This is a genomic window from Oculatella sp. FACHB-28 (assembly GCF_014696015.1).
Classification (GTDB): domain Bacteria; phylum Cyanobacteriota; class Cyanobacteriia; order Elainellales; family Elainellaceae; genus JAAUTN01.
In genome coordinates, this window is the sequence record NZ_JACJPJ010000101.1 from 104600 (window position 1) to 131121 (window position 26522).

Here is a 26522-nt window from a genome sequence, read left to right on the forward strand (position 1 = left end):
AATGCTTCATTCCTTCAACCTACCGTATAACAGTGTTTCAAATCTGACCCCTGCTGATTGAGCAGATATAGCGATAGAGTAGATCTGCTATCTTCTCGGATTTTGCATGAGTGGTTCATTTGAAGGCGATCGATCTGACCCAATTCGGAAACAGGGATCTTCACCTGAATCTTCCTCTGATCCGAAAAGCGATCCCGCCTTTGAATCAGACAAATCTGCTCAAGCTAAAGCTGAAGAAAACTTTTTAGACGATCCCTTCGCAGTGGTGGCTGATTCAGCAAAAGATCAGCAGACAGGACAGCCTGAATTGGTCGTTCCCGAAGTCAAGGCTGCTTTACCGCCTCTTGCGATGGTAGAGACAGCGTTTCTTGCTAGCACGGCTAGCTTGCTCTGGCTCGTCAGCTATTACCTTAGTATTGGTGCCTGGATGCGGATTTTATTTCCCGCTCCAATTGCCTTAGTCTACCTGCGCTGGGGTCACCGAGCTGCTTGGATGTCAGCGCTAGTAACAGGTTTGCTGTTATCCGTGCTGATGGGTCCCTACCTGAGCCTGTTATTTTTCGTCCCTTATGGGCTGTTGGGCGTACAACTTGGGGCATTGTGGAAACGACAGGCTGGCTGGACGATGTCAATCGGCACTGGAACGCTAATTTCTACCTTTGGCTTTTTCTTCCGAATTTGGCTATTGTCGACCTTTTTGGGTGAAGACCTCTGGATCTACTTAACCAACCGCATTACAGATTTTACTGAATGGATCTTAACCAAGCTAGTCGATTGGGGGCTGCTTGGAATTAGCGCCTTGGGGCAACCAGATCTGACGGTGATTCAGCTTGTGACGATTGGGGCAATCATCTGTAGTGATCTGGTTTACCTGTTCACGGTTCATTTGGCGGCATGGCTCCTCTTGGAGCGGTTAGGCAACCCAATTCCAGAGCCTCCAAGCTGGGTGCAGGTGTTGCTGGAAGAGGAAGGATAAAGGATGAGGGATGAAGAATGATTCGGGTTTACTCCCAGCTTGAGTGGGGGCGGGAGTGGCTGCAACAGTTTGAGGGGCGATCGCCTCTCTTTGCTTGCGTGCTGGGCTTTACAGAAACGGGATTGATCCCTGGGATTTCAGCAGCGGGGGCGACTCCGGCAGATCGGGAATACACGGCGATCGCAGATGCTGAGTTTCTCTACAATGGGCCTCAACCTGCTCCTCAATATCCACTGCCACCGCTACACGCAGGTGCTTCTCCTGTTCTGATCTCTCGTGCTGTTGTCGCAGCCCAAAAAATTCCCCTATACCTATTTAGTGCTGGGTTGCCGCACCTACCTTCAGTTCCCTGTATTGATCTAGGAGGAACTCCGGCTCGCTGTTTAACCCAAGGGAAAGCGTTAGATCGCGCAACCGTGCAGCACTTGCTGCAGCAAGGACTAATTTGGGGTGAAAAGTTGGCAGCGCAAAACCCCCAAGGATATCTAATCTTGGGAGAATGTGTGGTTGGAGGAACAACCACGGCTCTATCTGTGCTGACAGCTCTAGGTTGGGATGCTGCGGGTAAAGTCAACAGCAGTCACCCAACCTGCAATCATGACCAAAAGCTAGCAGTTGTCACGGCTGGGCTAGCTCAATCAGGTTTTCTTCGAGAGGCGCATCGGTTAGATAACTCTCCTGATCCCCTGGCTGTCGTAGCGGCAGTGGGCGATCCGATGCAGGTGGTGGTGGCAGGCATGGCAATTGCAGCCAGCCGCACCTGTGGCGTTTTACTGGCAGGCGGCACTCAAATGCTGGCAGTTTACACGTTAGCAGAAGCCATTAGCCAAACGCGTACTCATCCCTGGAACCCTCAACAAGTTGTAGTGGGTACAACACGCTGGGTGGCTGAAGACCCAACTGGCGACACCGTGGAATTGGCAAAACTTCTAAATGTACCCCTGATGGCGACACAGCTTAATTTTGCGAATTCTCGGTATGCTCAACTGCGGGCCTATGAGCAGGGGTATGTCAAAGAAGGCGTTGGCGCAGGCGGATGTGCAATCGCCGCTCACCTCTACCAGCAATGGGATCAAGTTAGGCTGATGCAAGCGATCGAGGCTTTAGCAGAACGTCTCGAATGCGTTCAAAGTGAGTGAGTATTCAGATTGAGTATTCAGAGTTAGTGAATACGCTGAGACAGCAATTGCTCTTCTAATGCCGCAATCCGGTTGTAGGCTGCGGTCAATTGAGCCGTTAGACGCTGAATTTGAATCTCTGGAGCGAGGGCGCGATCGCCTGTTTGGCTGTCAGATTCGGGGTAATTAGAGTCGACCAGCACATCTTTGTGTTCCATTGAGCTATCCACCGTCCGACTACGTTGGTAATAGCTGCGCCCTATGCTAATTCCAGATGCAGCCAGAAAGCTGCTATCTGATGTCGTTTTTGTGTCAGACAGAGCTGTTGAAATTTTGTTGCCGAGCTGCTCAATAGTCTGGTGCAGTGCGTCAACTTTCAAACTTAAGCCCGTAACTTGTTCCTGAAGGGAATCCATGCAATGCCCCATTTTTTGAATTGCTTACAGTCCATACTAAAAAAGCATTGGGCATATCCAGGTTTATTCCTGAATCATTTAACGTTTAGCCCACGCTTGGGATGAAGAAATTAGAAGTCAGCCGTCAGAGTACCATTTGGGTTTTTCAGAAAGCTGTTGCAAAGAATCTAAGTATTCCTAACTAGGAGGTAACTTGAAAACCCTAAATTTCATCTTCATCAGATTACTCATCTATCTTACCTGCATGATTGCTAAAATCCGTCTTCTTCACGAAAGAACATAAATACTGAAGTACCGTCCAGATATTGGTTTCAGGCCATCGCTAAGTATAGAAATTAAAAGTTTTAAATTGAAATACTTGGATTCTAAAAATAGCCGTCGAAAATATCTGTAAAACTTCTATTTTTGACCGTTTAGTCGAGTTATTTCGATCTGCTATGAAGTTGTTAATCGCGCGTAAAGCGATCTCCATCAACAATTTATTGCCGCTCAAAATTATTCCAACAGAGTCATCCTTTCTAAGGGATTGAGTATTTATGCATACTAGAGTTCGTTTATCCGTTTCAATGGAGAGAGCAGTGTACTGATGTAAGTTTTAGAATGCTTTGGACAGATGAGAGGGGCAAGAAATTAGAGAGGGCTGCATCAGAAAATGTTAAGTTTTCAGGATTTTTACAGCCTGATGCAACCCCAGAATTGGCGATCGCCTTTGATACCCGCTCTGAAACTGAGCAAGAAGTATCGATGAGTTGAAAGGTGCTGTTTCTGCCTAATACCTACTTGCAGGTTGTGCCACTGCCGTTCCTTTTGCCGCCTAGATCGAGGTTGCGCCTGACAGTGAACTGGTTCAGGGCTATTACTGGCGAGACAAGGGCTATCCTGAAACAGGGACGATCGTCAGACGTTTTGAACAACGCTAACGGTGATTGACCCGATTAGCTTTGGTGTAGAACGCAAACAGTAGAAAAAACAGTAGGAACAGGAAGGCATGATCAAGCGGCGATCGCTTTTGGCAGGCGCAGGGGCACTGGCACTCGCTCAACTCCTGGCAGGATGCAATAGTCGCAGCAATGCGGCCCTGCGGGTGCGGTTGCTCGATGGCTCCGTTCCGGTGCAACTGTTGCGAGCCTTTCAGCGTGACCTGGAGCAACAGCTTGCTCTAGATTTTTTGCCTCAGCCCCAACTTTCTGACTTATATGATCTGCTGCAAACCTGGAAGCAGGCTGAAGCCGAACCCGTTCGCTCAGGCTGGAGGGAAAGAATTCCTTTCCTCAACTCAAACCGCCAACCTGATAATGTGGCGGATTTGGTGACTTTGGGGGATTACTGGCTAGCTTCGGCAATTCGACAGGAGCTAATTCAGCCGCTTGAGTTGGAGACTTTGCCGGAATGGGAAAAGCTGCCGGATCGCTGGCAGGCACTCGTTCGACGCGATCGCCAGGGACAGCTTAACCCTGAAGGAGAACTTTGGGCTGCTCCCTATCGCTGGGGCAGTGCTGTAATTGCCTATCGGATTGAGGAATTTGAGGAACTGGGCTGGACACCTACCGACTGGCAAGACCTGTGGCGACCAGAGCTAAAAGGACATGTGTCACTGCTGGATAGCCCCACAGCCGTGATCGGAGTGACCTCTAAGAAGTTAGGACAGTCCTTCAACCCAACGGATTTGGGTGAACAATTGCAAGCTGAACTGCAAGCGCTCCACCAGCAGTCCAAGTTTTACAGTTCTGACAACTATCTACAACCGCTGTTGCTAGGAGACACCTGGATAGCGCTGGGCTGGTCTACGGATGTGTTGCCTGTGCTGGAGCGCGATCGCCGTATTGCCGCCATCGTGCCTGAATCGGGCACCATTCTCACTGCTGATGCCTGGGTGCGTCCGGCAGCAGCAGAACCTGTTACCCGCCCGGGGGATGAACTTACGCTGGTTGAGCAATGGATGAACTTTTGCTGGCAGCGCCAAAATGCAGTCAACCTCTCGCTACTAGGTACAGCCGTTTCCCCAGTGTTGACCACACTAAATCGCACCGATCTGCCTGCTCCGATTCAGCAGAATAGTGTGTTGTTACCCTCCACCGAAGTGCTGGAGCGCAGCGAATTTCTTGAACCGCTATCAGAGGAGGCGATCGCTCAATACCATCGCCTTTGGACAGAAGTGAGAGAGAAAGTTGAGGGATAAGGGAATGCAGGATGAGGAGATACCTCCTTCCCCTAGCCCCCAGTCCCTAACCCCTCCATCCCATCAGCCATAATTGAACAAGTCGGATTAAACAAAACTGCTATGGCTGAATATCGCAAAATTGAGTACCGCATTGGCAAAGACGGCAAGATTGTTGAAACCGTACTCAACGCCTCTGGTGCAGACTGCATTGAGACGACTTCAGCGATAGAGCAAGCATTAGGTGAAGTGGAATCTCAAGAACTTTTGCCGCAGTACTACGAGACTGAGATTGATCTTGAAACAGATGAAACTCAATCTTTAACTCAAATGTAGGTTGGGTGAAGCAAGGCGCAACCCAACGAAAGGCCTTTGGCAATTGCAAGTGTTGGGGTTCGCTGCGCTTCACCCAACCTACTAGTTAGCTTTTGAGCCTTAGAGTTTGTCTGAGTACTTCACGATTGAGCTTGAAGCACATTATGGGAGATGACTCTAGCCTTGTAGGATTTGGCTATGTCTTAACGTTAGGTACTATTGCGTTGGTTCTGGGCTTTGTTGGGTCGAGGAAACAACCTGCAAAGAACAATGCTCAGAGACAGGAAATTGCCACCCCTGCTCCTCCTGCTCACACTCAGGAAATGGCAGATGAAATGGCTGCATTGCAGCAGCAATGTTTGCGACTGAGAGAACAACTTCAGCAGCAAAAAACTCAACTCACAGCCGACTTTCAGGAGGCGACGTTCGAGCAAATCCAAACGCTGCTAACAAACTACCCCAGCGCTCAAAAAATGGCTCAAGCAAAGCCCGATCTGCCTGCCAAAAACTTGATTGCACTGTTCACACCATTAGAAAATTTGCTGCAAGGTTGGGGTGTTGAGTTGATTGGTTCTGCTTGGGAGCAGGTTGCTTATGATCCCCAGATTCACCAGCCCGATGAGGATGACGTTACGGTCGGGGAACAGGTTTACGTTCGATTTGTGGGCTATCGGCAGGGCGATCGCATTCTTTGTCCTGCGAAAGTCAGCCGCACGTTGCCAGGAGGGGCACAGTGATTGCGATCGCGGTTGATTTTGGTACCAGCAATACGGTCGTCAGCATCCTAGAGCCAGATACGCAAACGCCTAAATCCCTTAGATTCAGTGATATTTCCCGATTGTTTCGCCTAAGAACATCTAAGGGGGAGCAAGAAATTCCGGTTGTGCCAACGCTGGTATTTGTCAAATCTCAAGAACAGTGGGTGATTGGCGAACAAGTGCGATCGCAACGATTGGGGCTGACCCAACCCGATCGCCTGTTCAAAGCCTTTAAGCGCGATCTTGCCGCTGACTTTCAGCCGCCACCCCGTCAGATTGATGGGGTAAGCTACTCAGCCGCCACAGTATCCGAGCAGTTTTTGCAGCAAATCTGGCAGCAAGTTTTGCACCAAATTCAGCCTGATCAAGTCATTTTTACCGTTCCGATTGGAGCTTTTGAGCGTTACCTGGGCTGGTTTCGTGAAGTCGGGTCACGCTTGGGCGTAGCTGAAGTGCATCTGGTAGATGAATCGACTGCTGCGGCGCTAGGTTATGCGGTGCAGCGACCTGGTTCGCTCGTGCTAGTCATTGACTTTGGGGGTGGCACGCTTGACCTGAGTTTAGTTCGCACGGCAACCCAAGGAGATGCGATCGCAGGCAAAGAACAGGCAGCTATTCGGGCGGAGGTGCTGGCAAAATCGGATGCTTATGTGGGTGGTGAGGACATTGACCAGTGGATTGTGGAAGATTACCTGCGTCAAGTTGGCTCGTCGCGACAATTAATCGGGGAAGTTGGCTGGCAGAATTTGCTGGCGATCGCCGAACGCTTAAAAATCCGCCTATCTGGAACCGAAGTCGCCAAAGAAAGCTGGCTCGACGAGGAAAGTTTTACGTCCTACGAGCTACAGCTTAGCCGCAGCCAGCTTGAGGAAATTTTAGAAGCCCGTCAGTTTTTAGAACAGCTGCGGCAGGCACTCGACGAAACGCTGGCGATCGCCCTTAGCAAAGGCATTGCCAAATCAGACATCGAGCAAGTGCTGCTGGTCGGCGGCAGTTGCCTGATTCCGGCTGTGCAGCAACTGATCGTTTCCTACTTTGGGCGGCCGCGGGTCAAAATGGACAAACCCTTTGAAGCCGTTGCCCATGGTGCTTTGGCGCTTAGCCAACTGTCTAGCATAGAGGACTACCTGCACCACAGCTACGCCATTCGCCTCTGGGAACCTTACGGCAAAACCTATTCCTACTTTCCGTTGTTTGCTCAGGGGGCAAAATATCCCTGCCAGCGTCCAGAATCCCTCACGCTTCAGGTGGCTATTGACGGACAGCGAGAAATTCGTCTAGATATTGGCGAAGTGGCAGAAGTCGCCCAGGCAGAAGTTGCCTTCGATGCTCAGGGCAGAATGACCAGTGCTCCTCTCCGTAAACAGGAAACCTATCGCTCGCTCGACACGCAGCACGACCAGGTTTGCGTTGCTCACCTCAACCCGCCTGGGCAAGTGGGCATCGATCGCGTCTCAGTTCAATTTGAAGTGAATGAACAGCGGGTATTGGTCGCAACGGTGGAAGACTTGCTGACGGGTGAGGTGTTGGTCAATAAGGGAGCGATCGCCAAACTGCAATAGCTGAATAACAGCCCCTAAAGTACTCATACCAAATCCGTCTGTGGAGTAGCGATATCGGTTGGGGCGAAGCATTCGGTCACAATTCCTGCCACTGAAGCACAGTTCTTTTGCCGAAAGCTTCGCCCGTACACCAAAGAGTTCTTCTTTACGAAATGGATTCCGTATCAGTCACAACTTTGCAGTGATTTGCAGCGATTCGCGGTAATTCTATAGTGCTCCTCAGTCATTGCGCAATGCTCCTGAATAGTTTTGCAGTGCTCCTGAATAGTTCCGCAGTGCTCCTCAGTCATTGCGCAATGCTCCTGAATAGTTCCGCAGTGCTTCTCAGCCATTGCGCAATGCTCCTCATTGATTCTGTAGCGCTTCTCAATAATTCCGCAGCGCTCCTCAAGAATTTTGAGGTGGAGCGCAATTGAATTGCGGTGAGCAGCAGTTGTCGATTGAGCGTTAATTGCCTCAAATCTACATATCTTCTGACTTTCTCAAAGTACCAAAGCTGACTTTTTCAGGCTGCCAAACCTGAGTTAGCTAAATAGAGTGTTCTTAGGTGAGTGCAACAGAGAAATGTTAGCTCATCTGTAGTTCATTCACCCGTTTTTTCTATTGAACGAGTGCCCTATGAAAGACAACAACTACTCGCCTCGTTTGCTCCAGCCCATCAGTACAGTCCTTCTGATTGCAGGCACTCTCCTGCTTCAAAACCTGAATGGAAGTGCCTCATCGCTAACAGAATTCACCTCACCAGTGGTGCAGCATTCTACACCGCAGCCTATTCCACTGCCACAACCTAATGCAGCACCTCAATCAATTTCGCAAAGAGTACAGCAAGAGTTATCACAGCAACTCAATATCGATCGCAGCGAGGTGCAAATTGTCAGAATTGAGCCAACTACGTGGGCAGATGATTGTCTTGGCATACCCGTTTCAGGGGAATTCTGCACTCAGGAAATAGTTCAGGGCTGGCACGTTACTGCATCAGCCAATGATCAAACTTGGGGATACCGCACAAACGCTGATGTCTCTCAGGTGAAGTTTGAATACTCCACAACAGAAATTAGCCATCTGCTGCAAACCGCTCTTGATCGAGTCCTTCACGATACTGCACGACAATCTAACATTCCAGTTGGGCAACTACGCGTTGCCCAAATCGAAGAACGGGAATGGGATGGCTGTATGGGCATCAATGAACCAGAAGAGGTTGGATGTGCTGCAATTGGAATTACGGGCTGGCGCATCGTTGTCACGGACGGCGGACAGCGGTGGGTTTATCACACTGATTTTGATGCAAGAATAATGGCTTTCAACGCGAGGGAAAGCCAGGTGAATCAGTACCATCTGCCATAGTGCTGTGTACCTGGAGCAGAAAACACCGCCTAACTCAGTTGTCCTGATTTGAAAGACCTGCCATGATCAGGAATTATGCTGAGATTTTTGCTTGCACTGCTGCTGCTGATTATGACCTGGACAGGAAGCCCTCTTCCTGCTCAAGCTCAGGCGATGGAAATCCCCTCTGCTGCTGAGATAGAAACGGTTGAAACGCTCCGCGATCAGGCGTTTACCGCAACTAATGAAGGAAAGTTTGCGATCGCAGAAGAGTCTTGGACGAAGCTGATCAAACAGCTACCCGATAACCCTGCTCTTTGGAGCAATCGAGGAAATTCCAGGGTCAGCCAAAACAAGCTAGAGGAAGCGATCGCCGACTACAACAAAGCGATTGAACTGGCACCGAATGCACCCGACCCGTATCTGAATCGCGGTACTGCCCTGGAAGGATTGGGTCGCTGGGAAGAAGCGATCGCCGACTACAATCGCGTTCTGGAACTGGAACCCCAAGACCCAGCTGCTTACAACAATCGCGGCAACGCCGAAGCCGGATTAGGGCAGTGGGAAGAGGCGATCGTCGACTACAGAACGGCGGCTGACATGGCTCCTCAGTATGCATTTGCGCGGGCGAATTATGCGATCGCCCTCTACCAGGTTGGCGAGACCGAAGAAGCAATCCGCACCATGCGAAACCTGGTCCGCAAATATCCCCGCTTTGCCGACATGCGGGCGGCTCTCACGGCAGCCCTCTGGGTCAACGGGCAGCAGGGCGAAGCCGAAAGCAACTGGGTCGCGACCATTGGGTTAGACTCGCGCTACAAAAACCTTGACTGGGTAGCTCATACGCGCCGCTGGTCGCCCGCCTTGGTAGATGCACTAGAGAAATTTTTGACACTGAGCTAAGTCTAAACAGGAATTAATCCCCGAATACCGAGCGTTTAGTTGTAGTGACGTTTCCTGCCTCATCAAACTGAACCTCGAAGCCGACCCAGGCTAAATCACACATGCCGTGGCATCCGCCATCGTTTCCATAGAACCAATATGGCTCTTGCCACTGGGTACTGCTAGATTCGGGTGAGCCAGGCAAAACGGCTGCAACTTCTGCTTTGCTCATTCCGGGTGTGATTTGCTTAAACTTCTGCTCCGAAAAGCCCTGCGGTAGTCGAGTGTCAATCAGTGGATAGAGCGGAAAATAACTCTCTGTGCGAGACCACAATAAAGCCAACAGCAGCAAAAAACACGTTCCAAAAACGGTTAGGACTTTCACAACTTCCTCCTTTTCACACCACTTAAAAACCAATTACTTCTTGAATCAGCGATCGCCCTATTAAGTAGTCGCGCTAATTCAGCAATTTTTTGGAATTAGTTGTTGCAATTGGTTTTGCAGAAAAGCTTGGTGAAACCGAAAACGGCGTTCTAGAGCAACGGTCAGTAGGGCGAGGCTGAAAGCAATTCGTTGCGGCTGTTGGATTAGATTCACGTTATAAGCATCTAGATTAGGTTGCTGCCCATAACCCTTTGCTGATTGCTTGCCCTAGTTGAGCTGCTGGAGAAGTTTTTGACGCTAAGTTACTCCTTTTTCACTGAAAGATCAGGGAGTACCCCTGCGAAGCGGAGATACGTCCCTGATCTTTTAGAACCTAATCTTCAATTAGAAAGGGAGTAAGCTTTAGCAGAGCTAATCCATGTACACTACACGCTCAGTTTTGATAACTTCTCCTGCTTCATTGAAGTAAATTCCAAAGCCAATCCACGCCAGATCACACCAGCCATTACATCTACCATCGCACCCGTAATTCCAGTACGAGTTTTGCCAGTAGGAGCTTCCTGCTTCGGGTGAACCGGGCAAAATGGCTGCAACCTCTGTTCTGGTCATGCCCTGCGTGATCTGCTCGAATTTTTGTTGTGAAAAGCCTTCTGGCAGTGTTGTATCAATAAATGGATAGAGTGGGAAATAGCTCTCCGTGCGGGCCCACAACAAAGCTAAGAGCATGATAAAACACGTCCCAAAAACAGTCAAAATTTTCACCGTTTTTCTCCTGTCGCACCGTTTGAAAATTAATCCTTCCAGGCAATTTTAGGGTTTGTACAGATGCGATTGACTGTCGCCCCTATTAACCCATCGTGCCAATTCAGCATTTTTGGGACTTGTTTCGGAGAAAGGTTGCAACGACTTTTAGTTGCACATCGCGTGACAGAGCTGACGGAAGTGATCGCCACGCTGCTCAAAATTTTCGTATTGGTCAAAGCTGGCGCAAGCAGGAGAGAGGAGAACGACTTCAGCGCTGTACTGTTTGGCGAGTTCTGCACTGCGTTTTACAGCACGATCCATTGTTTCAACCGTTTCATGCGACGAGTAACCAATTTGGTTGAGGCGTTGAGCAAAGGCGGGGGCAGCATTGCCAATTAGCAATACGGCAGCAGCTTTGGATTGAATTGTGGCAAGCCAAGCGTGATCGTCTCCGGCTTTTGCCTCACCACCCGCAATCAAGATCGCAGGACTTTTGACTGAAGTAAGCCCAACTTGGGCTGCGTCGTAGTTGGTGGCTTTGCTGTCATTGATAAAGTCGATGCCTTGCCAGGTGCAAATATGTTCGAGGCGATGGGCAACTCCAGGAAAATCACGAACAGCTTGGGCGATCGCTTCTTTCTCAATTCCCGCCAACTTCGCTGCCGTGATTGCCATCAGCAAATTTTGGCGATTGTGATCCCCGACCATTCGCAGTGCCGAGACTTCGACAATCGGTTCTCCTTGAGCGATCGCCCAGCCATTCTCGATGTAGGTGCCCTGCTCAGAATTGGTAACCAGATCAGCTTTGCCCGTTACGCTTGTCCAGTAGGCGTTTTGCCAGCGATCGCCTCCCGTTTTCCGCAGGTAGGGGTCGTCTCCATTTAACACCTGGTAGTGAGACTGGTTTAACAAATGCGCTTTGATGTTGAAGTAATTCTCTAAGGTATAGTGACGGCTCAGGTGATCGGGCGTGAAGGTTGTCCAAACGCCGATTCGGGGCGCAACTGAAGCGGAAGATTCGATTTGGTAGCTGCTGAGTTCGGCGATCACCCAGTCGGGGGGATTAGGAATTGGGGATTGAGGGTTGGGGGGAAGGGTGGTGAGGGCAAGGTCGCAGGCGGCATAGCCGATATTGCCACAGGCAGGAGCGTTGAGTCCGGCAGATTGAAAGATGGCGGAGATTAGGGCAGTGGTAGTGGTTTTGCCGTTGGTGCCGGTGATGCCGACCCAGGGAATGGAGTGGAGCGATCGCCAAGCCAGTTCCATCTCGCCGATGGTTTCAATCCCGAGTTTTCTGGCTTCGACCAGATCGGGCAAGTCCCAGGGTACGCCTGGGCTGACGACAATTTGCTGCATCTCGGTCGGGTTGGGTTGAAGGGAGTCTCCCAGTCTGACCGTAATTCCTTCTGCCTCCAGGTCTTGCTGCGTCTGGCGTAATGCCTCAGAAGTTTTAGAATCGCTGACTGTGACTTGCCAACCTTGACGTTTTGCTAGCTTTGCAGCAGCGATTCCCGACTTTCCGATTCCGATGACGTAGACGTGAGGCATAACAAGGAGCGACCCTAATTTGGCATCCCCCATGTTACCGTTTGAGGGACACCGGATGAATAAATTGACAGCGAAACGATGCGTAGCCTCTACGATACAGATTTCTACGCTTGGACTCAGAAACAAGCTGAGCTATTGCAAATGCAGCAATGGAGCAGTTTGGATTTGCCCAATCTGATTGAGGAGATCGAATCGTTGGGCAAGCAGCAGCGTCGGGAACTTCGCAATCGTCTGAGTGTTTTGATCGGGCACTTGTTGAAATGGCAATATCAACCAGAACAGCGTAGCCGAAGCTGGTTGGCGACAATTCGAGTTCAGCGGCGTGAAGTTTTGCAGCTATTGCAAGAGAACCCTAGCCTCAAACCCTACTTGCAAGAGGCTTTACAACAAGCTTTTGAGACTGGCAAGGATCTAGCAGTCAGCGAAACGAATTTACCCTACAAAACTTTTCCTTCAGAGTGCGACTATTCGCTGGAACAGATTTTGAGCGATCGCTTCTACCCCGGTGAGTCCAGTTTTTTGGCAGAAGAGGAGTTTTAGGGCGATCGCTCCTAACTCCCTCAGATGAAGCACACCCTGTAGGGTATAGCATTCGGGCAAAAGCTGCGTTTGAGACGATGAGATAGCTGCCGAATGCTATGCCCCTACCCGATGAAATGCACTGGTTTGAGGATGTTCTGCTAACCTTTCACGATTGCTCCAAAGTCCGCTAAAACTCGCGCATGGTTACGCAGAAGTCCCAGTAGATTCAGTCGATTACGCTTGATGTCGGGATTAGAATCCATCACCAGAACGCTCTGCGGACCATCAAAGAAGTTGCTGACAATAGGAGCAATTTGCTTCAGCCCATTGACCAGCTTCTGATAATCATGCTCTGCTTGAGCAGCCTTAGTTTGTGGCACAAGCTGCACCAGTGCATCGTAAAATGCTTGCTCTGAGGGCTGCTGGAACAGTTTCGGCTGAACGACCACTTCAGGATTAAGCTGAATGGTGTCTAAGTTGCCCTGTTGCGCCAGTCGAGAGGCTCGGTTGACCGTTTCGTAGATTGTATCCAGATCCTTGTTTTGGCGAATGGTTTGAAGGAATTGGGCGCGATCGCGCACATCTAGCAAATCCTTCAATGCCCGTTCCGTGTATTCGGGGTCGTTCTCACCGAGAACTGCATTTACCAGGTCATAGTCGATCTGGTCTTCCTGCAACAGACTCCGAATCCTCTGTAGAAAGAAGTCTTGAAGTTGAGTGAGCAATTCGGCTGGGCTAGAGCAATGTGCCGCAAAATCTGCAACGACCTGCTCTAGTAAAAGATCCAGGTTTAAGGGCAGTTTGGCTGACCAAGTGATGTTGATAATCGCATTAGCGGCTCGTCGCAGCGCAAACGGGTCGGATGAGCCAGAGGGCAGCATTCCCAGGCTGAAAATGCCGACTAGTGTGTCCAAGCGATCGGCAATACCAACTACTTGACCTGGTAGCGTTTGAGGAAGCTGGTCTCCGGCTCCACGTGGTAGGTAGTGCTCAAAAATAGCAGTGGCGATCGCCTCCGGTTCTCCACTCGTCAGCGCATATTTTTGTCCCATAATTCCCTGAAGTTCAGGGAATTCGCCGACCATTTGTGTCACCAGGTCGGCTTTACAAAGCAGTGCTGCTCGTTGAATCAATTCCTGCTGTGCGTCATTGACCTGAAGCTGACCGGCAACCCGATTGGCAATTTTGCTGAAGCGATCGACCTTATCGCGCACCGATCCCAAGTCTTCCTGGAAGGTGACTTTCTCTAATCGCGGCAGATAATCCTCTAGGGGAATGGTGCGGTCTGCATCGAAAAAGAACTTACCATCAGAAAGTCGAGCGCGAATTACTCGTTCGTTTCCAGCAGCGATCAAATCTGACTTTGCTGGCTCGCCATTCGAGATGGTGATGAAATAGGGTAAAAGTTCCGTGGAATCTTCCTGCTTGAGAACAGGAAAATAGCGCTGGTGGCTTTCCATCTCAGTGATGATCACTTCGGCAGGCAATTCCAGGAAGTCAGGATCAAACTTGCCGACGACGGCAGTGGGCCATTCCACTAAGTTGGTGACTTCTTGCAACAGGTTGGGCGAAACTGATGCAGAACCGCCTAATTCTTTTGCTGCTACCTGCACCTGACTCTGAATTTTAGTTTTGCGCTGTTCTGGGTCGGCTTCGACAAAGCCAGAACGCAAATTGGCAAGATAGTCTGACGCAGCAGAAATGTTGATTGGCTGTGGATGGAGAACGCGGTGAACCTGGGAAGTGCGATCGCTCGTACAGCTTTCCGAACCGTTTACCAGCGTGATTGGTAAAACTGTGTCGTCTAGCAGCGTCACTAGCCAGCGAATCGGGCGAGGAAACCTCAGATCTCCGTCGCCCCAGCGCATGAACCGTCGTCCTTCCAGGCTAAAGATCCAGTTAGGAATTAGTTCTGTGAGAATTTCGGCAGTGGGACGACCGGGAATTTTTTGCTGGACGAAGACAAACTCGCCTTTATCAGTCGCACGAACCTGCAAATCGCTCAATTCGACATTACGCGAACGAGCAAAGCCTTCTGCCGCTTTGGTGGGTTGTCCATTTTTGAAAGCCGCTTGAGCAGGTGGCCCTTTTACCTCTTCTTCGCGGTCGGGTTGCTGAGCAGGCAACCCTTTAATCAGCACTGCCAAACGTCGTGGCGTGCCGTATAGCTCGATCGCTTCTGAGGTCAAGAAACGTTCGGACAGGCTAGCCGGAATGCGCGATCGCCACTGTGCCAGCGCTTCGTCCACAAAGCTCGCTGGCAATTCTTCAGCCCCAACTTCCAACAAAAACGTCGCCATATTTGCAATGATTCAGCAATTCACACTAGCCAGTTCCAACAGTTTAACGTGCAGTGTCTCATGCAATAAACTCTTGCATGAGACAGTAGCCCCGTAGGTTGGGTGAAGCAAAGCGGAACCCAACAGGATTTATGCAAACGTTAGGTTTTACGGTGTTCTACCCAACTGACATCTACTGACGCATTCCTTACTCAAACAATTAGGTGCTTGCACCCAGGCTGGCAGAATCTCGGATATGTTCTAAGGTCAAAACTCCAACGGCTGAGCCATTATCCAAAACAGTTAGCTTTTGTGCCCCGGTTCTCAAAATTAGAGAAAGTGCATGGCGCAAGCTTTCATCACGGGCGATCGTGGGTTCACCATTTTGACTGAATCCTTCTGGCGCATTCACCATCGCCGTTTCGACGCGCAGCAAGCTTAGCTGACGCACCATATCATCAGCTCCCATTAGGTTATACACAAAGTCGTTGACGGGCTTGGTGAGAATGTTGAACGGCGTATCGTACTGAATGATGTGCCCTGCTTGCATGATCAGAATTTTGTCAGCCAGCCTCAACGCTTCTTCCACGTCATGGGAGACAAACAGAATGGTCTTCTTGAGCTGCCGCTGAAGCCGCAAAATTTCGTCCTGAAGACTGGCGCGAGTAATCGCATCGATCGCCCCAAAGGGTTCATCCATCAGCATTACATTCGGGTCGCCAGCTAGCGCTCTGGCTAGTCCAACTCGTTGCTGCTGTCCCCCTGAAAGTTGGGCAGGATAGCGATCGCGATATTCCTGGGGAGGCAACTCAATCAACGTCAATAGCTCGTCAATTCGCAGTTGAGTTTTTGATCTCGACCAGCCCAGTAGCTTTGGCACCACCGCAATATTTTGCGCCACCGTCATGTGCGGAAACAATCCCGACTGCTGAATTACATAGCCAATCTGCTGACGCAGCTTTGTCACCTTTAGCTGCCGCACATCTGCATCATCCAGGTAAATTCTGCCTGACGTTGGCTCGTACAGCCGATTTACCATCTTCAACAGTGTTGTCTTGCCACAGCCTGACGGCCCGAGAATCACAACCAGCTTGCCTGACTCAATTTCGCAGTCACAATGATCTACAGCGGGTCGAGCCGCACCCGGAAATCGCAGGGTTACTTGATCAAAACGAATAGCGCTCACAGGCATCTCCCGCTTAAAGGGCGTGGGGTTCAGGGGCTAGGGAAAGAAGGCGTTTTCGCATTCTTCATCCTTCAATTAACCCTTCTTGAGTTAAGAACTCTTTGGCAACTTCCGCAGGTTCGCGCTGGTTGCCGCTGACTTCATAGTTGAGTTGCTGCATTACCTCATCCGTTAGTAAGGGGGCAAGCGCATTCAGCGCATCGGCGATGCCAGGATTTGCGTCTAGAGCTTCCTGACGAACGACGGGTGCAACTTGATAGGGCGGAAATAGCTGTTTGTCATCTTCGAGCAACACCAGGTCAAAAGCGGCAATTTCGCCATCAGTGCCGAATGCAACTGCGACATCGGCTTCGCCATCCACCAAAGCTTGATATCTCAGTCCTGGATCGACAGCCTTGTATTCAGCAAGCTCAAAATCACCGTATGCTTCCTTGATTCCTGGCAAACCGTCTTCGCGCGCCTCAAATTCTGGTGGTCCAATCATGACCAGTTCGCCTGCCTTAGCTGCCATGTCAGAAATTGTCTTGACCCCTAAAGAGTCGGAGGCTTCCTGGGTCATAGCGAGTGCCTGAGTGTTATTCATGGGGGAAGGCTCTAGCCAGACCAGGTCGAACTGTTCTTTGTAGCCCTCGGAAACGGACTGATAAACGGCTTCCTGGTCGCTGTTGACGGGCAATTTTAGGACTGTTAATAAACCTGTGCCTGTGTATTCTGGGTAGAGGTCAATCTGATTGCTCTCAAGGGCGGCTTGGGCGACGGGTGTTCCCCCTAGATTTAACTTACGTTCGACTTGAAGTCCAGCATTTTCTAGCACCAGAGCATACATTTCACCGATGATGAACTGCTCGGTAAAGTCCTTGGAACCCACTCTAATCGTTGCGGCATCGCCACCTTCTGCATCACCCCCTCCTCTACCTGTACAGGAGACGATGACGAATGCTGTGAACAGTGCCAGCAGGGGAAGTACCAGCAGACGACGAGTGAATTTCATAGCAGATCCCTCACCGAGGTAGGGCGATAGACAGTTAACCGCAACATAATCTCACCCCGACATCATACCGAACTCCACCTAAAGTTAATAAGTCGTGAAAAGCACAATACATTTGTCACTTATTCAAATGTCTTTAGTACATACGTCTTAAGGTGAAAATTGAGAATTTTTGGAAACAAAATTCAATATCTCGTTAGGATTGAATTACAAAAGTAAACATTTGCGATCGCCATGAATACCTCCTCCTCTCTAATCTTGCGGCGACTGGCTACAATTCTTGCGGTTATTACCCTCACCCTAACGCTGCTGGCTGCTGTAACTGGCGTACTTTTAGCGTTTTACTACACTCCCACTGCGGGCGGCGCTTACAACTCTTTGGATGCGATCGCCACCGAGATTCCCAATGGCACTCTAATTCGCAGCCTGCACGACATCGGCGGCAATGGGCTAATTGGGGTAGCGCTGATTGAGTTGATTGTGCTGTTTTTGGGTCGGCGATCGCAGCCGAGCTGGTTCACTGCCTGGGTCAGCGGTATTGTACTGATTCTCACAGGAATTGGTCTGGGCTGGACGGCGATGATTCTAGACTGGTCGCAGGTTGGCTACTGGCGCTTTCAAATCGAGCTAGGCGCAATTGAGGCAATTCCCCGCATTGGCGGTCGGCTTAGAGATGTGTTGACGGGCGGCGGTGCGGTGAACACGACGACGGTACAGCACCTTTACACATTGCATAGCTACATTTTGGCGATCGCTGCCGTTATCCTGGCGATCGTTCATCTGGTCTCGCTGCTGTATGCTTCTAAACCTCGTCAACCCCTGGAAGAATCGTCTGATTCAGATTCTCTAGAAAATCTAGAAGTTTTGGGCAACGAATAATTGACGCCAAATGACAACGCTAGATGGCAAAGTGAATACACACGGTTGATTTGCAGCCAATATACTTGAACGATACTCAATAGGATTGGTTGGAAACCTTCAGATTTACGTTGCTCTACTAGGCTCCAATGCACCCCAAGTCGCTGAAGGTTACATTCGCTCTGGAGGCGGAAACAGTCGAAGAGGCAGTCGTTGTCCTCGGTGAGCGTTTCCTGCGTTCGACCAAGACGGGATGCCGGATTGTCAAGCAGGCAACCCACTTTAGCTTGGCTGAACTTTGCAAATCGCTGATCGGAGATTGGAAAAACGCCAAAATTGCCTACACCAAGGGTGAAGTGACGCTGGTTTTTAGTGGCGGTGAGCTAGACACCGAAGCAGATTTGCTGGTCTATTCTCCTGAGCAGGGCGATCGCTTCCTCTATTCCAAGCGCATTGCTTCATCTACTGCGACCTTAGAGCAAACTGTTGAACCGCAGATTATTAATACCCTCAGCCAGCATTTGCAAACGGTAAGCGCTGCCCTGGCTGAACTGGCGGCAAATCAGCGCTCCGTAGAAAGCAGGATGCAAGACCTGTCTGAACAGGTTGCCAACAATCAATCTGCTGCGGATGTTTCTGCTGAGGCTGCTCCTGCTGTAGGTATTAGTGAAATTCGGGAAGCGATCGCCCAAGCGCTCAAGGCTCAGACCAGGCAGCCTAAACCATTGGATGCGGGTGAGATTCAGAAGGCGATCGCCCAAGCGTTTCAAGCTCAGACTGACCAGCTAAAACCCGTAAATATTGGCGAGATTCAGGAAGCGATCGCTCAGGTACTCAAAACTCAGACTAATCAGTTTAACCCTGTCGGGGTTGGTGAGATTCAGGAAGTGATCGCCCAAGCGCTTCAAGCTCAGACTGACCAGCTAAAACCCGTAAATATCGGCGAGATTCGGGAGGCGATCGCACAGTCCCTCAAAATCCACGCTGCTCTGTCTAAACAGCAGCTTGAAGAGGCGATCGCTCAATCGCTCAAAGCCCAAACCGATCAGTTTAAGCAGCAGCTTCAGGTGGCTCTAGACGCGCAGGCAGCCTATTTTGTCAAAATTCTCTCTAGCCAACTAAGCTCAACGGCTCTGCACTTTAGCGAGCGGGTAGACAGCTTGCAAAACCAATTAACTGAATTGGCGGCTCAAGTTGCGGAATTAAGGACATCGGGGCAGGCTGAACTCCCTCCTCCGCCCCAGACCAAAGCCGAATGGCTAAAGCGCTTTAAGGAAACTTGGGGAACGGTGGGTGACTACGAGCAATATAGCTCTAGCCATCGTGAAGCCAATGCAGAAACGCCGCTCTACTATATCCCTGACTGGATTGCACTATGTGAACTAGATTGGGCCTGTCAGCTCAACCCAACCTTGGCTCGTCTGCAAACTTTGATCTACGGTGAAAACGGTATCGGTTATGAAGTGGCAGATATTTTGCAGCAGTTTGGCTGTCACGTCGATCCTCAAACGGGTGAACGTTATTACATCTACCATCAAGGCGGTTTTAATGCTTCCGAAGCGCTGTGGCAGTTTGTCAACAACCCGCAGTACTCCTGGTTGCCAGAATTAAAACGGCTGTGGCAAGGATTGGGCGATCGCCAACACGAAATTTTCAGGCTGTTTGGTTGGGAGCAAGAGGCGATCGCAGCCCTGGAGAGTATTAGCGATCGCACCTACCAGGAGCAGCAGGCTTACGACCCTTGGACTTCCCAGAAGAAAACTAGGGATACGCTAAGCGACTACCTAACCCTGCTGAATCTCGGCCCATTTACACCCATTACCTTTGAGTCAATCAAGAGAGCTTACAAACAGGCAATGAAAGTTGCCCATCCGGACGCTGGCGGCAGCAAAGAGCAAGCCCAGCGGGTAAACGAGGCCTACGCCGCTATCCTGGCTCACTATTTCCCAGAAGCAACCTGATTCCGGGCTCTCTCGTTTTTGACTTCGAGCTTATTTACTCGCTTTACTAGTTCCATTAGATACAGTAGGTGTAGGGCTAGAATCTGCTGAAGACAAAGCTTTGTCTAGCACTGTACGGGCTTCCTCAGCCTGGGTACGAGCTTCACGGTAGCGCACATTGGCTTGAGCAAAGGTTTTGAGAACCTTAAAGCCTTCCTTGAGGCTCTCTAGCTCCGCTTCATCAACTGCCTCATCGGTAAATAAGGTGTCAATTTGGGCGCGCACCTTCATTGCCTCAGAGCGAGAGGTTTGCACCTTGAGTTTGAGAGTTGCGAGGTTACTAAGAACTTGCACTGCCTGAGTTACGGCATCTTCATCATCAGTCGTCACGGGTTTTTGCTCTTTAACTTCAATAAACTGTTGTGGACTAAATCCATCTGACAAATCAGTTGGCAGTTCACCCGACTCCATCAATTCCAGCAGTTGATCCATCGCTTTATCACGAGCTTTAGATGAATCTTTACCAGGAACGGTCAAAATTACTTCAGGACTCTGGGCTAACGTGTATTGAACCATAATTTTGAGATAGTACTTTTGTACTGATTCTAATCCCTGGCGCGTTGAAAAAGCAGCAAAATAGCGAACTTTTTTGTCCAGACCCTAACGGTTGCTTAATATAGCAGTTCTCAACTGCTTAAAGCGCAATTCCCAAATTTTTGTCGTTTGTCCGGGGTTTACGGACAAGACCGGTGAGCGAAATAAATTAAGCTTTGCCGCTTCCCATGAGATACAGCAATGCCATCCGAACGGCAACGCCACTTGTGACCTGTTGGGGAATCAGGCTGATTTTGGGGTCATCCATTAGCTCAGAGCTGATTTCTACGCCCCGGTTAGTCGGTCCGGGGTGTAGCACTTTGACGTTGGGTTTACAGAGTTTGAGGCGATCGCTGGTAACCCCAAACTGCTGATGATATTCCCGCAGGCTGGGCAACAGATGTTGGGTCATGCGCTCTTTTTGCAGCCGTAGGGTCATGACGAAATCTGCATCTTCCAAAGCGGGATCGAGATCCCAGTGGAGGAAGAGCTTGCCGGGGTAAGGATGAGGAATGAGGGATGGGGAATGAGACGTTGGGGGTTGGCGATCGCGGGATGCGGTGTACTGTTCAAATAACTTAGGCAGCAGGGTGGGTGGGCCAGCCAGGTGAACTTCAGCTCCGCTGGCAGTGAGGCTCCAGATGTTGGAACGAGCTACGCGGGAGTGCAAAATGTCGCCCACGATCGCCACTTTTTTCCCTTCCAGCAGCGAAAAACTGGGATAGTCCGGGTCGAGGGTAGAGCAGATGGTAAACAGGTCAAGCAGCGCTTGGGAAGGATGTTCGTGCTGACCGTCTCCGGCATTGAGAACGCCGACGTTGGAGTTGAGCCGATCCATTTCGGTGGCGATCGCCTGGGGTACGCCTGCTTCGCGATGCCGGATCACCATCAGGTCAGTGCCCATTGCCAAATAGGTTTTGGCAGTGTCCAGGATCGTTTCCCCTTTCGTTAATGAAGAGCTACCAGGGGTAAAGTTGAGGGTATCGGCTGAAAGCCTTTTAGCAGCAAGTTCAAAGCTGCTGCGGGTGCGGGTTGAAGGCTCAAAAAATAGATTGGCTACGACCTGTCCTTGTAGAGTGGGTACTTTCTTGGTGCGGCGCGATAGCACCTCCCGAAAGCTAGCAGCAGTCCGCAAGACAGTGTCGTATTCCTCGGTGGTGAAGTCAGCCAGGGAGATAATGTGGCGACGAGTCCAGGTGGTGGTAGACATGAGGGGCACTTCGTCTGAAGTGGAGAGGGTCTGAAGTAGGGAAGTCACAGCAGAAAAGCTCATCGAAAGGACTGCTGGGCTGCCAAATGTTATGGTGCCTCAAATAACGGTCTTCGGTACAGATTCTCAAAAATCCGCATACTTGCTGTTAAGAGTTTCTAAAACCCAAAGAACCTTCACACTTCCCAAGGAAAGTATGAAGGTTCTTGGTTCTTATTTCCTCGTTACAAGGCTCCGCCTTGTAATGCCAGGTCAGAGGTTCTGCCTCTTTTGGCTGTCACGGGGCAGAGCCTCGGTGTGGGCATTCCCAGGCGGAGCCTGGGAACAAGGTTAACGAGGTTACTTGTAGGGTTACAGAACTCCGACTGGGTTCTGAACTGCTTGGTGCTGAGGTTGAATTTGGATTTGACCGTCATCGTCGATGTCGGCGATCGCCACATCTCCATCTCCAATCCGTCCTGCCAACATCGCTTCTGCCAGATTGTCTTCAAGCAATCGGGCGATCGCTCGCCGCAGTGGACGTGCCCCATATGCAGGGCTGTAGCCTTCAGCCACTAAGCGCTCCTTAAGAGCTTCTGTCACTTCTAGAGCGATTCCCTGTTCGCCCAGACGAGTCGAAACTTCGCGCAGCATGATGTCTGAAATCTGCTTCACTTCCTCGCGGTTAAGCTGACGGAAGACGATGATTTCATCCAAGCGGTTGAGCAATTCAGGGCGGAAGTATTGCTTTAGCTCTTCGTTGACGAGCGATCGCACCCGGTTGTACTGAGATGCAGCCGCTGTATCGCCAGAGAACTCAAAGCCCAGACCACCACCGCCTTTCTCGATCACTCTAGAGCCAATGTTGGAAGTCATGATCAGCAGCGTATTCTTGAAGCTGACTGTGCGACCTTTAGCATCGGTCAGGCGACCATCTTCTAACAGTTGCAGCAGCATGTTGAAGACATCGGGGTGCGCCTTCTCAATTTCGTCAAGCAGAATGACGGTGTAAGGCTTGCGACGCACTGCTTCGGTCAACTGTCCGCCTTCGTCATAGCCAACGTAGCCAGGAGGCGAACCAATCAGCTTGGAGACGGTGTGTGACTCCATGTACTCCGACATATCCAGGCGAATCATTGCCTCTTCAGAGCCAAATACGCTGGCTGCTAGAGCTTTAGCCAATTCAGTTTTACCAACGCCGGTCGGCCCGGAGAAGATTAAGCTGGCAATTGGACGGTCGGGGCTGCTTAGCCTGACGCGCGATCGCCGCACCGCACGAGCTACTGCCGTCACGGCTTCCTCTTGACCCACGACTCGCTCATGCAAAGTTGCTTCTAAATGCATCAGCGAAGCAGATTCCGACTCAGTCAGTTTACTCACTGGAATGCTTGTCCAGGAAGCTACGATCTGAGCAATATCCTCTTCAGTGACAGAAGGCTTCTGTTGAACAACTGAGCCTTGCTGCTCTGCATCCCGAAGCTGCTTGATTTGAGCCTCAAGTGCCATCTCGCGATCGCGCAGTTTTCCAGCCTGGTCAAAGTCCTGATCTGTGACGGCGATCTTTTTCTCCTCAGTCACCTGACTCAATTCCCGCTTCAGATCCCGAATCGGAGACTGACGTGAATGTCTCAGGTGAATCATCGAACCCGCTTCGTCGATCAGGTCGATCGCCTTATCAGGTAAGAAGCGATCGGAGATGTAGCGGTCAGCTAGCTTAGCTGCTGCTTCCAGGGCTTCATCTGTGATCGTCAAACGGTGGTGTTGCTCATACTGTGGACGCAATCCTCGCAGAATGGCGATCGCCTCATCGACACTCGGCTCACCCACCATCACAGGCTGAAAGCGTCGCTCTAGCGCTGCATCTCGCTCAATGTGCTTGCGGTATTCGTCTAATGTGGTCGCACCGATACACTGCATCTCGCCCCTTGCCAGAGCAGGTTTGAGCATATTAGCAGCATCCATGCCGCCTTCATTGGAGCCCGCGCCCACTAGAGTATGAATCTCGTCAATCACGAGAATCACATCATCGGACTCGCGTACTTCGCTGATGATTTGCGTCATCCGCTCCTCAAAGTCACCGCGAAAACGAGTTCCGGCTAATAGCGAACCCATATCCAGGCTGATCACCTGCTTGTCGTACAGCGTTGGGGGAACGTTCTGATCCGCGATGCGCTGGGCAAGTCCTTCGGCGAGCGCCGTCTTGCCCACGCCCGGTTCACCTACCAGCACCGGATTATTCTTTGTGCGGCGACCCAAAATCTGGATCACCCGCTCCAGTTCACGCTCACGACCGACCATCGGGTCAAGCTTGCCCTCAACCGCCATTTGCGTCAGGTTTGTACCAAACTCTTCCAGCGCTCCTGACTTGCGGTTAGAGTGGTTAGCTGCCGAACGACCTTGAACTCCGGCTGCGACGGGCGAAACTTCACTCAGCACCCGAATAATTTGAGTACGAATCTTGTCCAGGTCAAGCCCCAGATTTTGCAGCACTTTAGCGGCCACATTGTCTTTGTCCTGCACTAGACTCAACAGCATGTGGGCTGGCCCAACCGAGGGGTTACCCATCTGTCGCGCTTGCTGCACGGCTCCTTCCAAAATCTGCTTGGTCTTAGGCGTAAATGGCAACTCTGCTGGAATAAAGCCAGAACCACGACCAATCAGTTTCTCGACTTCAGTATGAGCATCTTCATAGGTAACGCCCATTTCAATTAAAACGGTTGCGCCTGCGCTGGTCGCTTCTTTAATCACGCCCAGCAAAATTTGCTCTGTGCCGACAAAGTTGTGTCCCATGCGTCGCGCTTCTTCCTGGGACAACATGATGACGGCGATCGCCTTGTCATTGAAATATTCAAACATTTGCGTAAAGCCTCACTAAAAATAATTGCACTAGCCACAAACACGCTGAGTCAGTCGAGCCAGATAGCGGTCTTGGTCATAGCTAGAAACCCGCTCAGCGTAGTTAACCTGCTGACCCATCAGCAACTCAGCCAGTGCATGAAACTTGGGGAACCAGTTACGGGAATGAATCGGTTTAGACGGTTCCAAAAAATAAGCTTGAGTCTTGAGAAGGGCTGCAACCACACAACCCGCAATGAATCGGTAAATAGAACATCGCAGCCACCTCACTCTATAAACATTTGTGTAGCTCATGTCTACTAATGTATCGCTGCAAGCAGGTTTTGCCGGGATGGAAAACCGAAGTAAAACAGGTGTAGATTCAGTACTATGAGGTTTTTTGCAGAGGCAAAAACTCAACCTGCAAACCGTCCTTTGGACGTGGAGTAGGAATTGTAGCCATGTCTAGGTCTTGATCGGGCAACAATTTCCAGCTATAGTGCCGCGCTAAGTGAACTGCAAATAGCTTCATCTCCAGTCGCGCAAATTCTTTGCCGATGCACTCTCGAATGCCGCCACCAAAAGGCACGTAGCCATATTTCTGTTCTTCCAGAGAAGCAGTGCGCTCTGGGTTGAAGCGCTCTGGGTCAAATCGATCAGGGTCAGGATAAGCTGCTTCGTCCTTGTGGGTTGGGCCAATTTGATACAGCACATTCCACCCACTGGGAATGCAGAAGCCATTATATTCACAGGTTTGCAGCACTTCCCGAAAACCACCGCCTACAGGAGAAATCAGGCGCAAAACCTCTTTGAGGACTTGTTCCAGATAGCTCATTTGCTTTAACTGCTCCAGCGTGATCGGTGCATCCCAGGGAAACTGCTGCTGTTCTTGCCGCACTCGCTCAAAGATTTGAGGATGCTGTGCCATCAGCAGGCAAAAGGAGGCGATCGCCGAAGTCAAAGTCTCGTGTCCGGCAAACAGCAGCAGCAAGATCTGGTCTTTCAGTTCTTCCAAAGTGAGGCGATCGCCCCCTTCATCTCGCGCCTGAATCAGCAGTCCCAACGCATCATCACCCGGATCGGGGGACTGCTGGCGATCGCGAATGATCGACTCTAGCTCCTGTAGCATCTGATCTCTTGCCCGCAGCGCCCGCCCAAATCGCGTCCAGGGAAAGTTTAGCGGCAGCGAAAACAGCCCCTCACACCACACCTCAAACAAATGACCCAATCGAGTTTCAGAACCTGCATCGAAGCCAACTAGCAGCTTACAGGCAATATCAAATGTGTAGCTTCGCAGTTCTGGATACCAGGTCAGCGATCGCTGCTCTTCCCAGCTTCTCAAGTAGCGTTGAGTGATGTCTTCCATCGCCGCAATGTATCCCGACAGCGCTCTGGGTAGAAAAGCTTGAGCCAAAAGTTTGCGCCGTGACTGATGGGTACCCCCCGTTTGTAGTGCTAGAGAAAGCGGACCTAAAAGCGCCTTCGTGCTCGGCGGCCAGGTCACAACAAAATACTGATTCTCATGAGTCAGAACAAACCGATTTGCCTCTGACCCACGCATAAAGATGGTCGGTTTTCCCAGCAGGCGAGTTTTGAAGACTGCCCCGTATTGCTGATGTCGCTTTTGAGCGAAGTTGCGATCGCCAAAAAAACTCAACGTTTCGCCCAATATAGGCAAACCATAGCGCCCCGGAGGCAAAGTGGTTGAACCCTTAGTCATTGTTATTCGTCATCATCAGCACTACAAGCAGGCATTTCTGCTTTCTTTAGCTTGACTGATGGATTAGACAAAAGCTACTGCCCCCTTACCTCTGCTGCAAAAATAAAAAACCTCTGGCGCGAAGCCAGAGGTTAAATCAGGGTGCATCTACCATTCCTCTATTCCAGTTGGTCCCCTGCGATCAGGAAAATTCCCAAAAGAATTTTTCGCCAAAGTTTTCAACCAC

General features: G+C 50.6%; 24 protein-coding genes. 12 read left to right on the forward strand and 12 right to left on the reverse strand.

Annotated features, from left to right (window positions below; translation table 11 throughout):
• Positions 1 to 106 precede the first annotated feature (106 nt).
• On the forward strand, positions 107 to 976 hold the full coding sequence (locus H6F88_RS29835) for a DUF2232 domain-containing protein (protein WP_190646452.1): 870 nt from the start codon (positions 107 to 109) through the stop codon (positions 974 to 976).
• A 17-nt stretch (positions 977 to 993) separates the two neighbouring features.
• A complete protein-coding gene (cobT, locus tag H6F88_RS29840; RefSeq protein WP_190646453.1) occupies positions 994 to 2115 on the forward strand; it encodes a nicotinate mononucleotide-dependent phosphoribosyltransferase CobT in 1122 nt (373 codons plus the stop codon).
• Between the two features lie 23 nt (positions 2116 to 2138).
• Here the strand turns inward: cobT and H6F88_RS29845 are convergent, their stop codons facing one another.
• A complete protein-coding gene (locus tag H6F88_RS29845; RefSeq protein ID WP_190646454.1) occupies positions 2139 to 2510 on the reverse strand; it encodes a hypothetical protein in 372 nt (123 codons plus the stop codon).
• 600 nt (positions 2511 to 3110) lie between these two features.
• Between H6F88_RS29845 and H6F88_RS29850 the strand changes: the two genes are divergently transcribed.
• From H6F88_RS29850 to H6F88_RS29880, 7 genes are all read left to right on the forward strand, one after another.
• On the forward strand, positions 3111 to 3263 hold the full coding sequence (locus tag H6F88_RS29850; protein WP_190646455.1) for a hypothetical protein: 153 nt from the start codon (positions 3111 to 3113) through the stop codon (positions 3261 to 3263).
• Between the two features lie 235 nt (positions 3264 to 3498).
• Positions 3499 to 4689: an extracellular solute-binding protein gene (locus tag H6F88_RS29855; RefSeq protein ID WP_190646456.1), complete on the forward strand. Its 1191-nt coding sequence runs from the start codon at positions 3499 to 3501 to the stop codon at positions 4687 to 4689.
• Positions 4690 to 4791: 102 nt separating this feature from the next.
• A complete protein-coding gene (locus H6F88_RS29860) occupies positions 4792 to 5004 on the forward strand; it encodes a DUF2997 domain-containing protein (RefSeq protein WP_190646457.1) in 213 nt (70 codons plus the stop codon).
• Between the two features lie 143 nt (positions 5005 to 5147).
• Positions 5148 to 5720, forward strand: a complete 573-nt coding sequence (locus H6F88_RS29865) for a molecular chaperone GrpE (RefSeq protein WP_190646458.1) — start codon at positions 5148 to 5150, stop codon at positions 5718 to 5720.
• Entirely contained in the window at positions 5717 to 7303 is a 1587-nt protein-coding gene (locus H6F88_RS29870) for an Hsp70 family protein (RefSeq protein ID WP_190646459.1), read from the forward strand. Before H6F88_RS29865 ends, H6F88_RS29870 begins: the two co-directional genes overlap by 4 nt.
• Positions 7304 to 7921: 618 nt before the next feature.
• The gene (locus tag H6F88_RS29875) at positions 7922 to 8647 is read left to right on the forward strand and encodes a hypothetical protein (protein WP_190646460.1); all 726 of its coding nucleotides are present in this window, start codon (positions 7922 to 7924) and stop codon (positions 8645 to 8647) included.
• A gap of 75 nt (positions 8648 to 8722) precedes the next feature.
• Positions 8723 to 9529 carry a tetratricopeptide repeat protein gene (locus H6F88_RS29880; protein ID WP_190646461.1) on the forward strand — a complete coding sequence of 269 codons (807 nt, stop codon included), beginning with the start codon at positions 8723 to 8725 and terminating at the stop codon, positions 9527 to 9529.
• Positions 9530 to 9542: 13 nt separating this feature from the next.
• Here the strand turns inward: H6F88_RS29880 and H6F88_RS29885 are convergent, their stop codons facing one another.
• From H6F88_RS29885 to murD, 3 genes are all read right to left on the reverse strand, one after another.
• Positions 9543 to 9893 (reverse strand): hypothetical protein, encoded by a 351-nt coding sequence (locus H6F88_RS29885; RefSeq protein ID WP_190646462.1) that lies wholly within the window; start codon positions 9891 to 9893, stop codon positions 9543 to 9545.
• 411 nt (positions 9894 to 10304) lie between these two features.
• On the reverse strand, positions 10305 to 10655 hold the full coding sequence (locus H6F88_RS29890) for a hypothetical protein (RefSeq protein WP_190646463.1): 351 nt from the start codon (positions 10653 to 10655) through the stop codon (positions 10305 to 10307).
• A 147-nt stretch (positions 10656 to 10802) separates the two neighbouring features.
• A complete protein-coding gene (gene murD, locus H6F88_RS29895) occupies positions 10803 to 12185 on the reverse strand; it encodes a UDP-N-acetylmuramoyl-L-alanine--D-glutamate ligase (protein WP_190646464.1) in 1383 nt (460 codons plus the stop codon).
• 78 nt (positions 12186 to 12263) lie between these two features.
• On the opposite strand from murD, the gene H6F88_RS29900 reads away from it, so the two are divergent.
• Entirely contained in the window at positions 12264 to 12725 is a 462-nt protein-coding gene (locus tag H6F88_RS29900; RefSeq protein ID WP_190646465.1) for a DUF29 domain-containing protein, read from the forward strand.
• Positions 12726 to 12865: 140 nt separating this feature from the next.
• On the opposite strand, the gene glyS is transcribed toward H6F88_RS29900, so the two are convergent.
• The 3 genes from glyS to H6F88_RS29915 form a co-directional block, all read right to left on the reverse strand.
• Positions 12866 to 15007 carry a glycine--tRNA ligase subunit beta gene (gene glyS / locus H6F88_RS29905; RefSeq protein ID WP_190646466.1) on the reverse strand — a complete coding sequence of 714 codons (2142 nt, stop codon included), beginning with the start codon at positions 15005 to 15007 and terminating at the stop codon, positions 12866 to 12868.
• Between the two features lie 199 nt (positions 15008 to 15206).
• The gene (locus H6F88_RS29910; protein ID WP_190646467.1) at positions 15207 to 16172 is read right to left on the reverse strand and encodes an ATP-binding cassette domain-containing protein; all 966 of its coding nucleotides are present in this window, start codon (positions 16170 to 16172) and stop codon (positions 15207 to 15209) included.
• Positions 16173 to 16236: 64 nt separating this feature from the next.
• Entirely contained in the window at positions 16237 to 17163 is a 927-nt protein-coding gene (locus H6F88_RS29915; RefSeq protein ID WP_190646468.1) for a glycine betaine ABC transporter substrate-binding protein, read from the reverse strand.
• A gap of 231 nt (positions 17164 to 17394) precedes the next feature.
• On the opposite strand from H6F88_RS29915, the gene H6F88_RS29920 reads away from it, so the two are divergent.
• Both H6F88_RS29920 and H6F88_RS29925 read left to right on the forward strand, forming a co-directional pair.
• Positions 17395 to 18039, forward strand: coding sequence for a cytochrome b N-terminal domain-containing protein (locus tag H6F88_RS29920; RefSeq protein ID WP_190646469.1), 645 nt, complete (start codon positions 17395 to 17397; stop codon positions 18037 to 18039).
• A 128-nt stretch (positions 18040 to 18167) separates the two neighbouring features.
• Positions 18168 to 19979, forward strand: a complete 1812-nt coding sequence (locus tag H6F88_RS29925) for a hypothetical protein (protein WP_190646470.1) — start codon at positions 18168 to 18170, stop codon at positions 19977 to 19979.
• A 30-nt stretch (positions 19980 to 20009) separates the two neighbouring features.
• Here the strand turns inward: H6F88_RS29925 and H6F88_RS29930 are convergent, their stop codons facing one another.
• The 5 genes from H6F88_RS29930 to H6F88_RS29950 form a co-directional block, all read right to left on the reverse strand.
• Positions 20010 to 20534 carry a hypothetical protein gene (locus H6F88_RS29930; RefSeq protein WP_190646471.1) on the reverse strand — a complete coding sequence of 175 codons (525 nt, stop codon included), beginning with the start codon at positions 20532 to 20534 and terminating at the stop codon, positions 20010 to 20012.
• Positions 20535 to 20721: 187 nt separating this feature from the next.
• On the reverse strand, positions 20722 to 21762 hold the full coding sequence (locus tag H6F88_RS29935; RefSeq protein ID WP_190646504.1) for an aspartate carbamoyltransferase catalytic subunit: 1041 nt from the start codon (positions 21760 to 21762) through the stop codon (positions 20722 to 20724).
• A gap of 351 nt (positions 21763 to 22113) precedes the next feature.
• Positions 22114 to 24597 carry an ATP-dependent Clp protease ATP-binding subunit gene (locus tag H6F88_RS29940; protein ID WP_190646472.1) on the reverse strand — a complete coding sequence of 828 codons (2484 nt, stop codon included), beginning with the start codon at positions 24595 to 24597 and terminating at the stop codon, positions 22114 to 22116.
• Positions 24598 to 24627: 30 nt separating this feature from the next.
• Complete coding sequence (locus H6F88_RS29945) at positions 24628 to 24891, reverse strand: hypothetical protein (protein WP_190646473.1); 264 nt, start codon at positions 24889 to 24891, stop codon at positions 24628 to 24630.
• Between the two features lie 73 nt (positions 24892 to 24964).
• Positions 24965 to 26296 (reverse strand): cytochrome P450, encoded by a 1332-nt coding sequence (locus H6F88_RS29950; RefSeq protein ID WP_190646474.1) that lies wholly within the window; start codon positions 26294 to 26296, stop codon positions 24965 to 24967.
• Between the last annotated feature and the right edge of the window lie 226 nt (positions 26297 to 26522).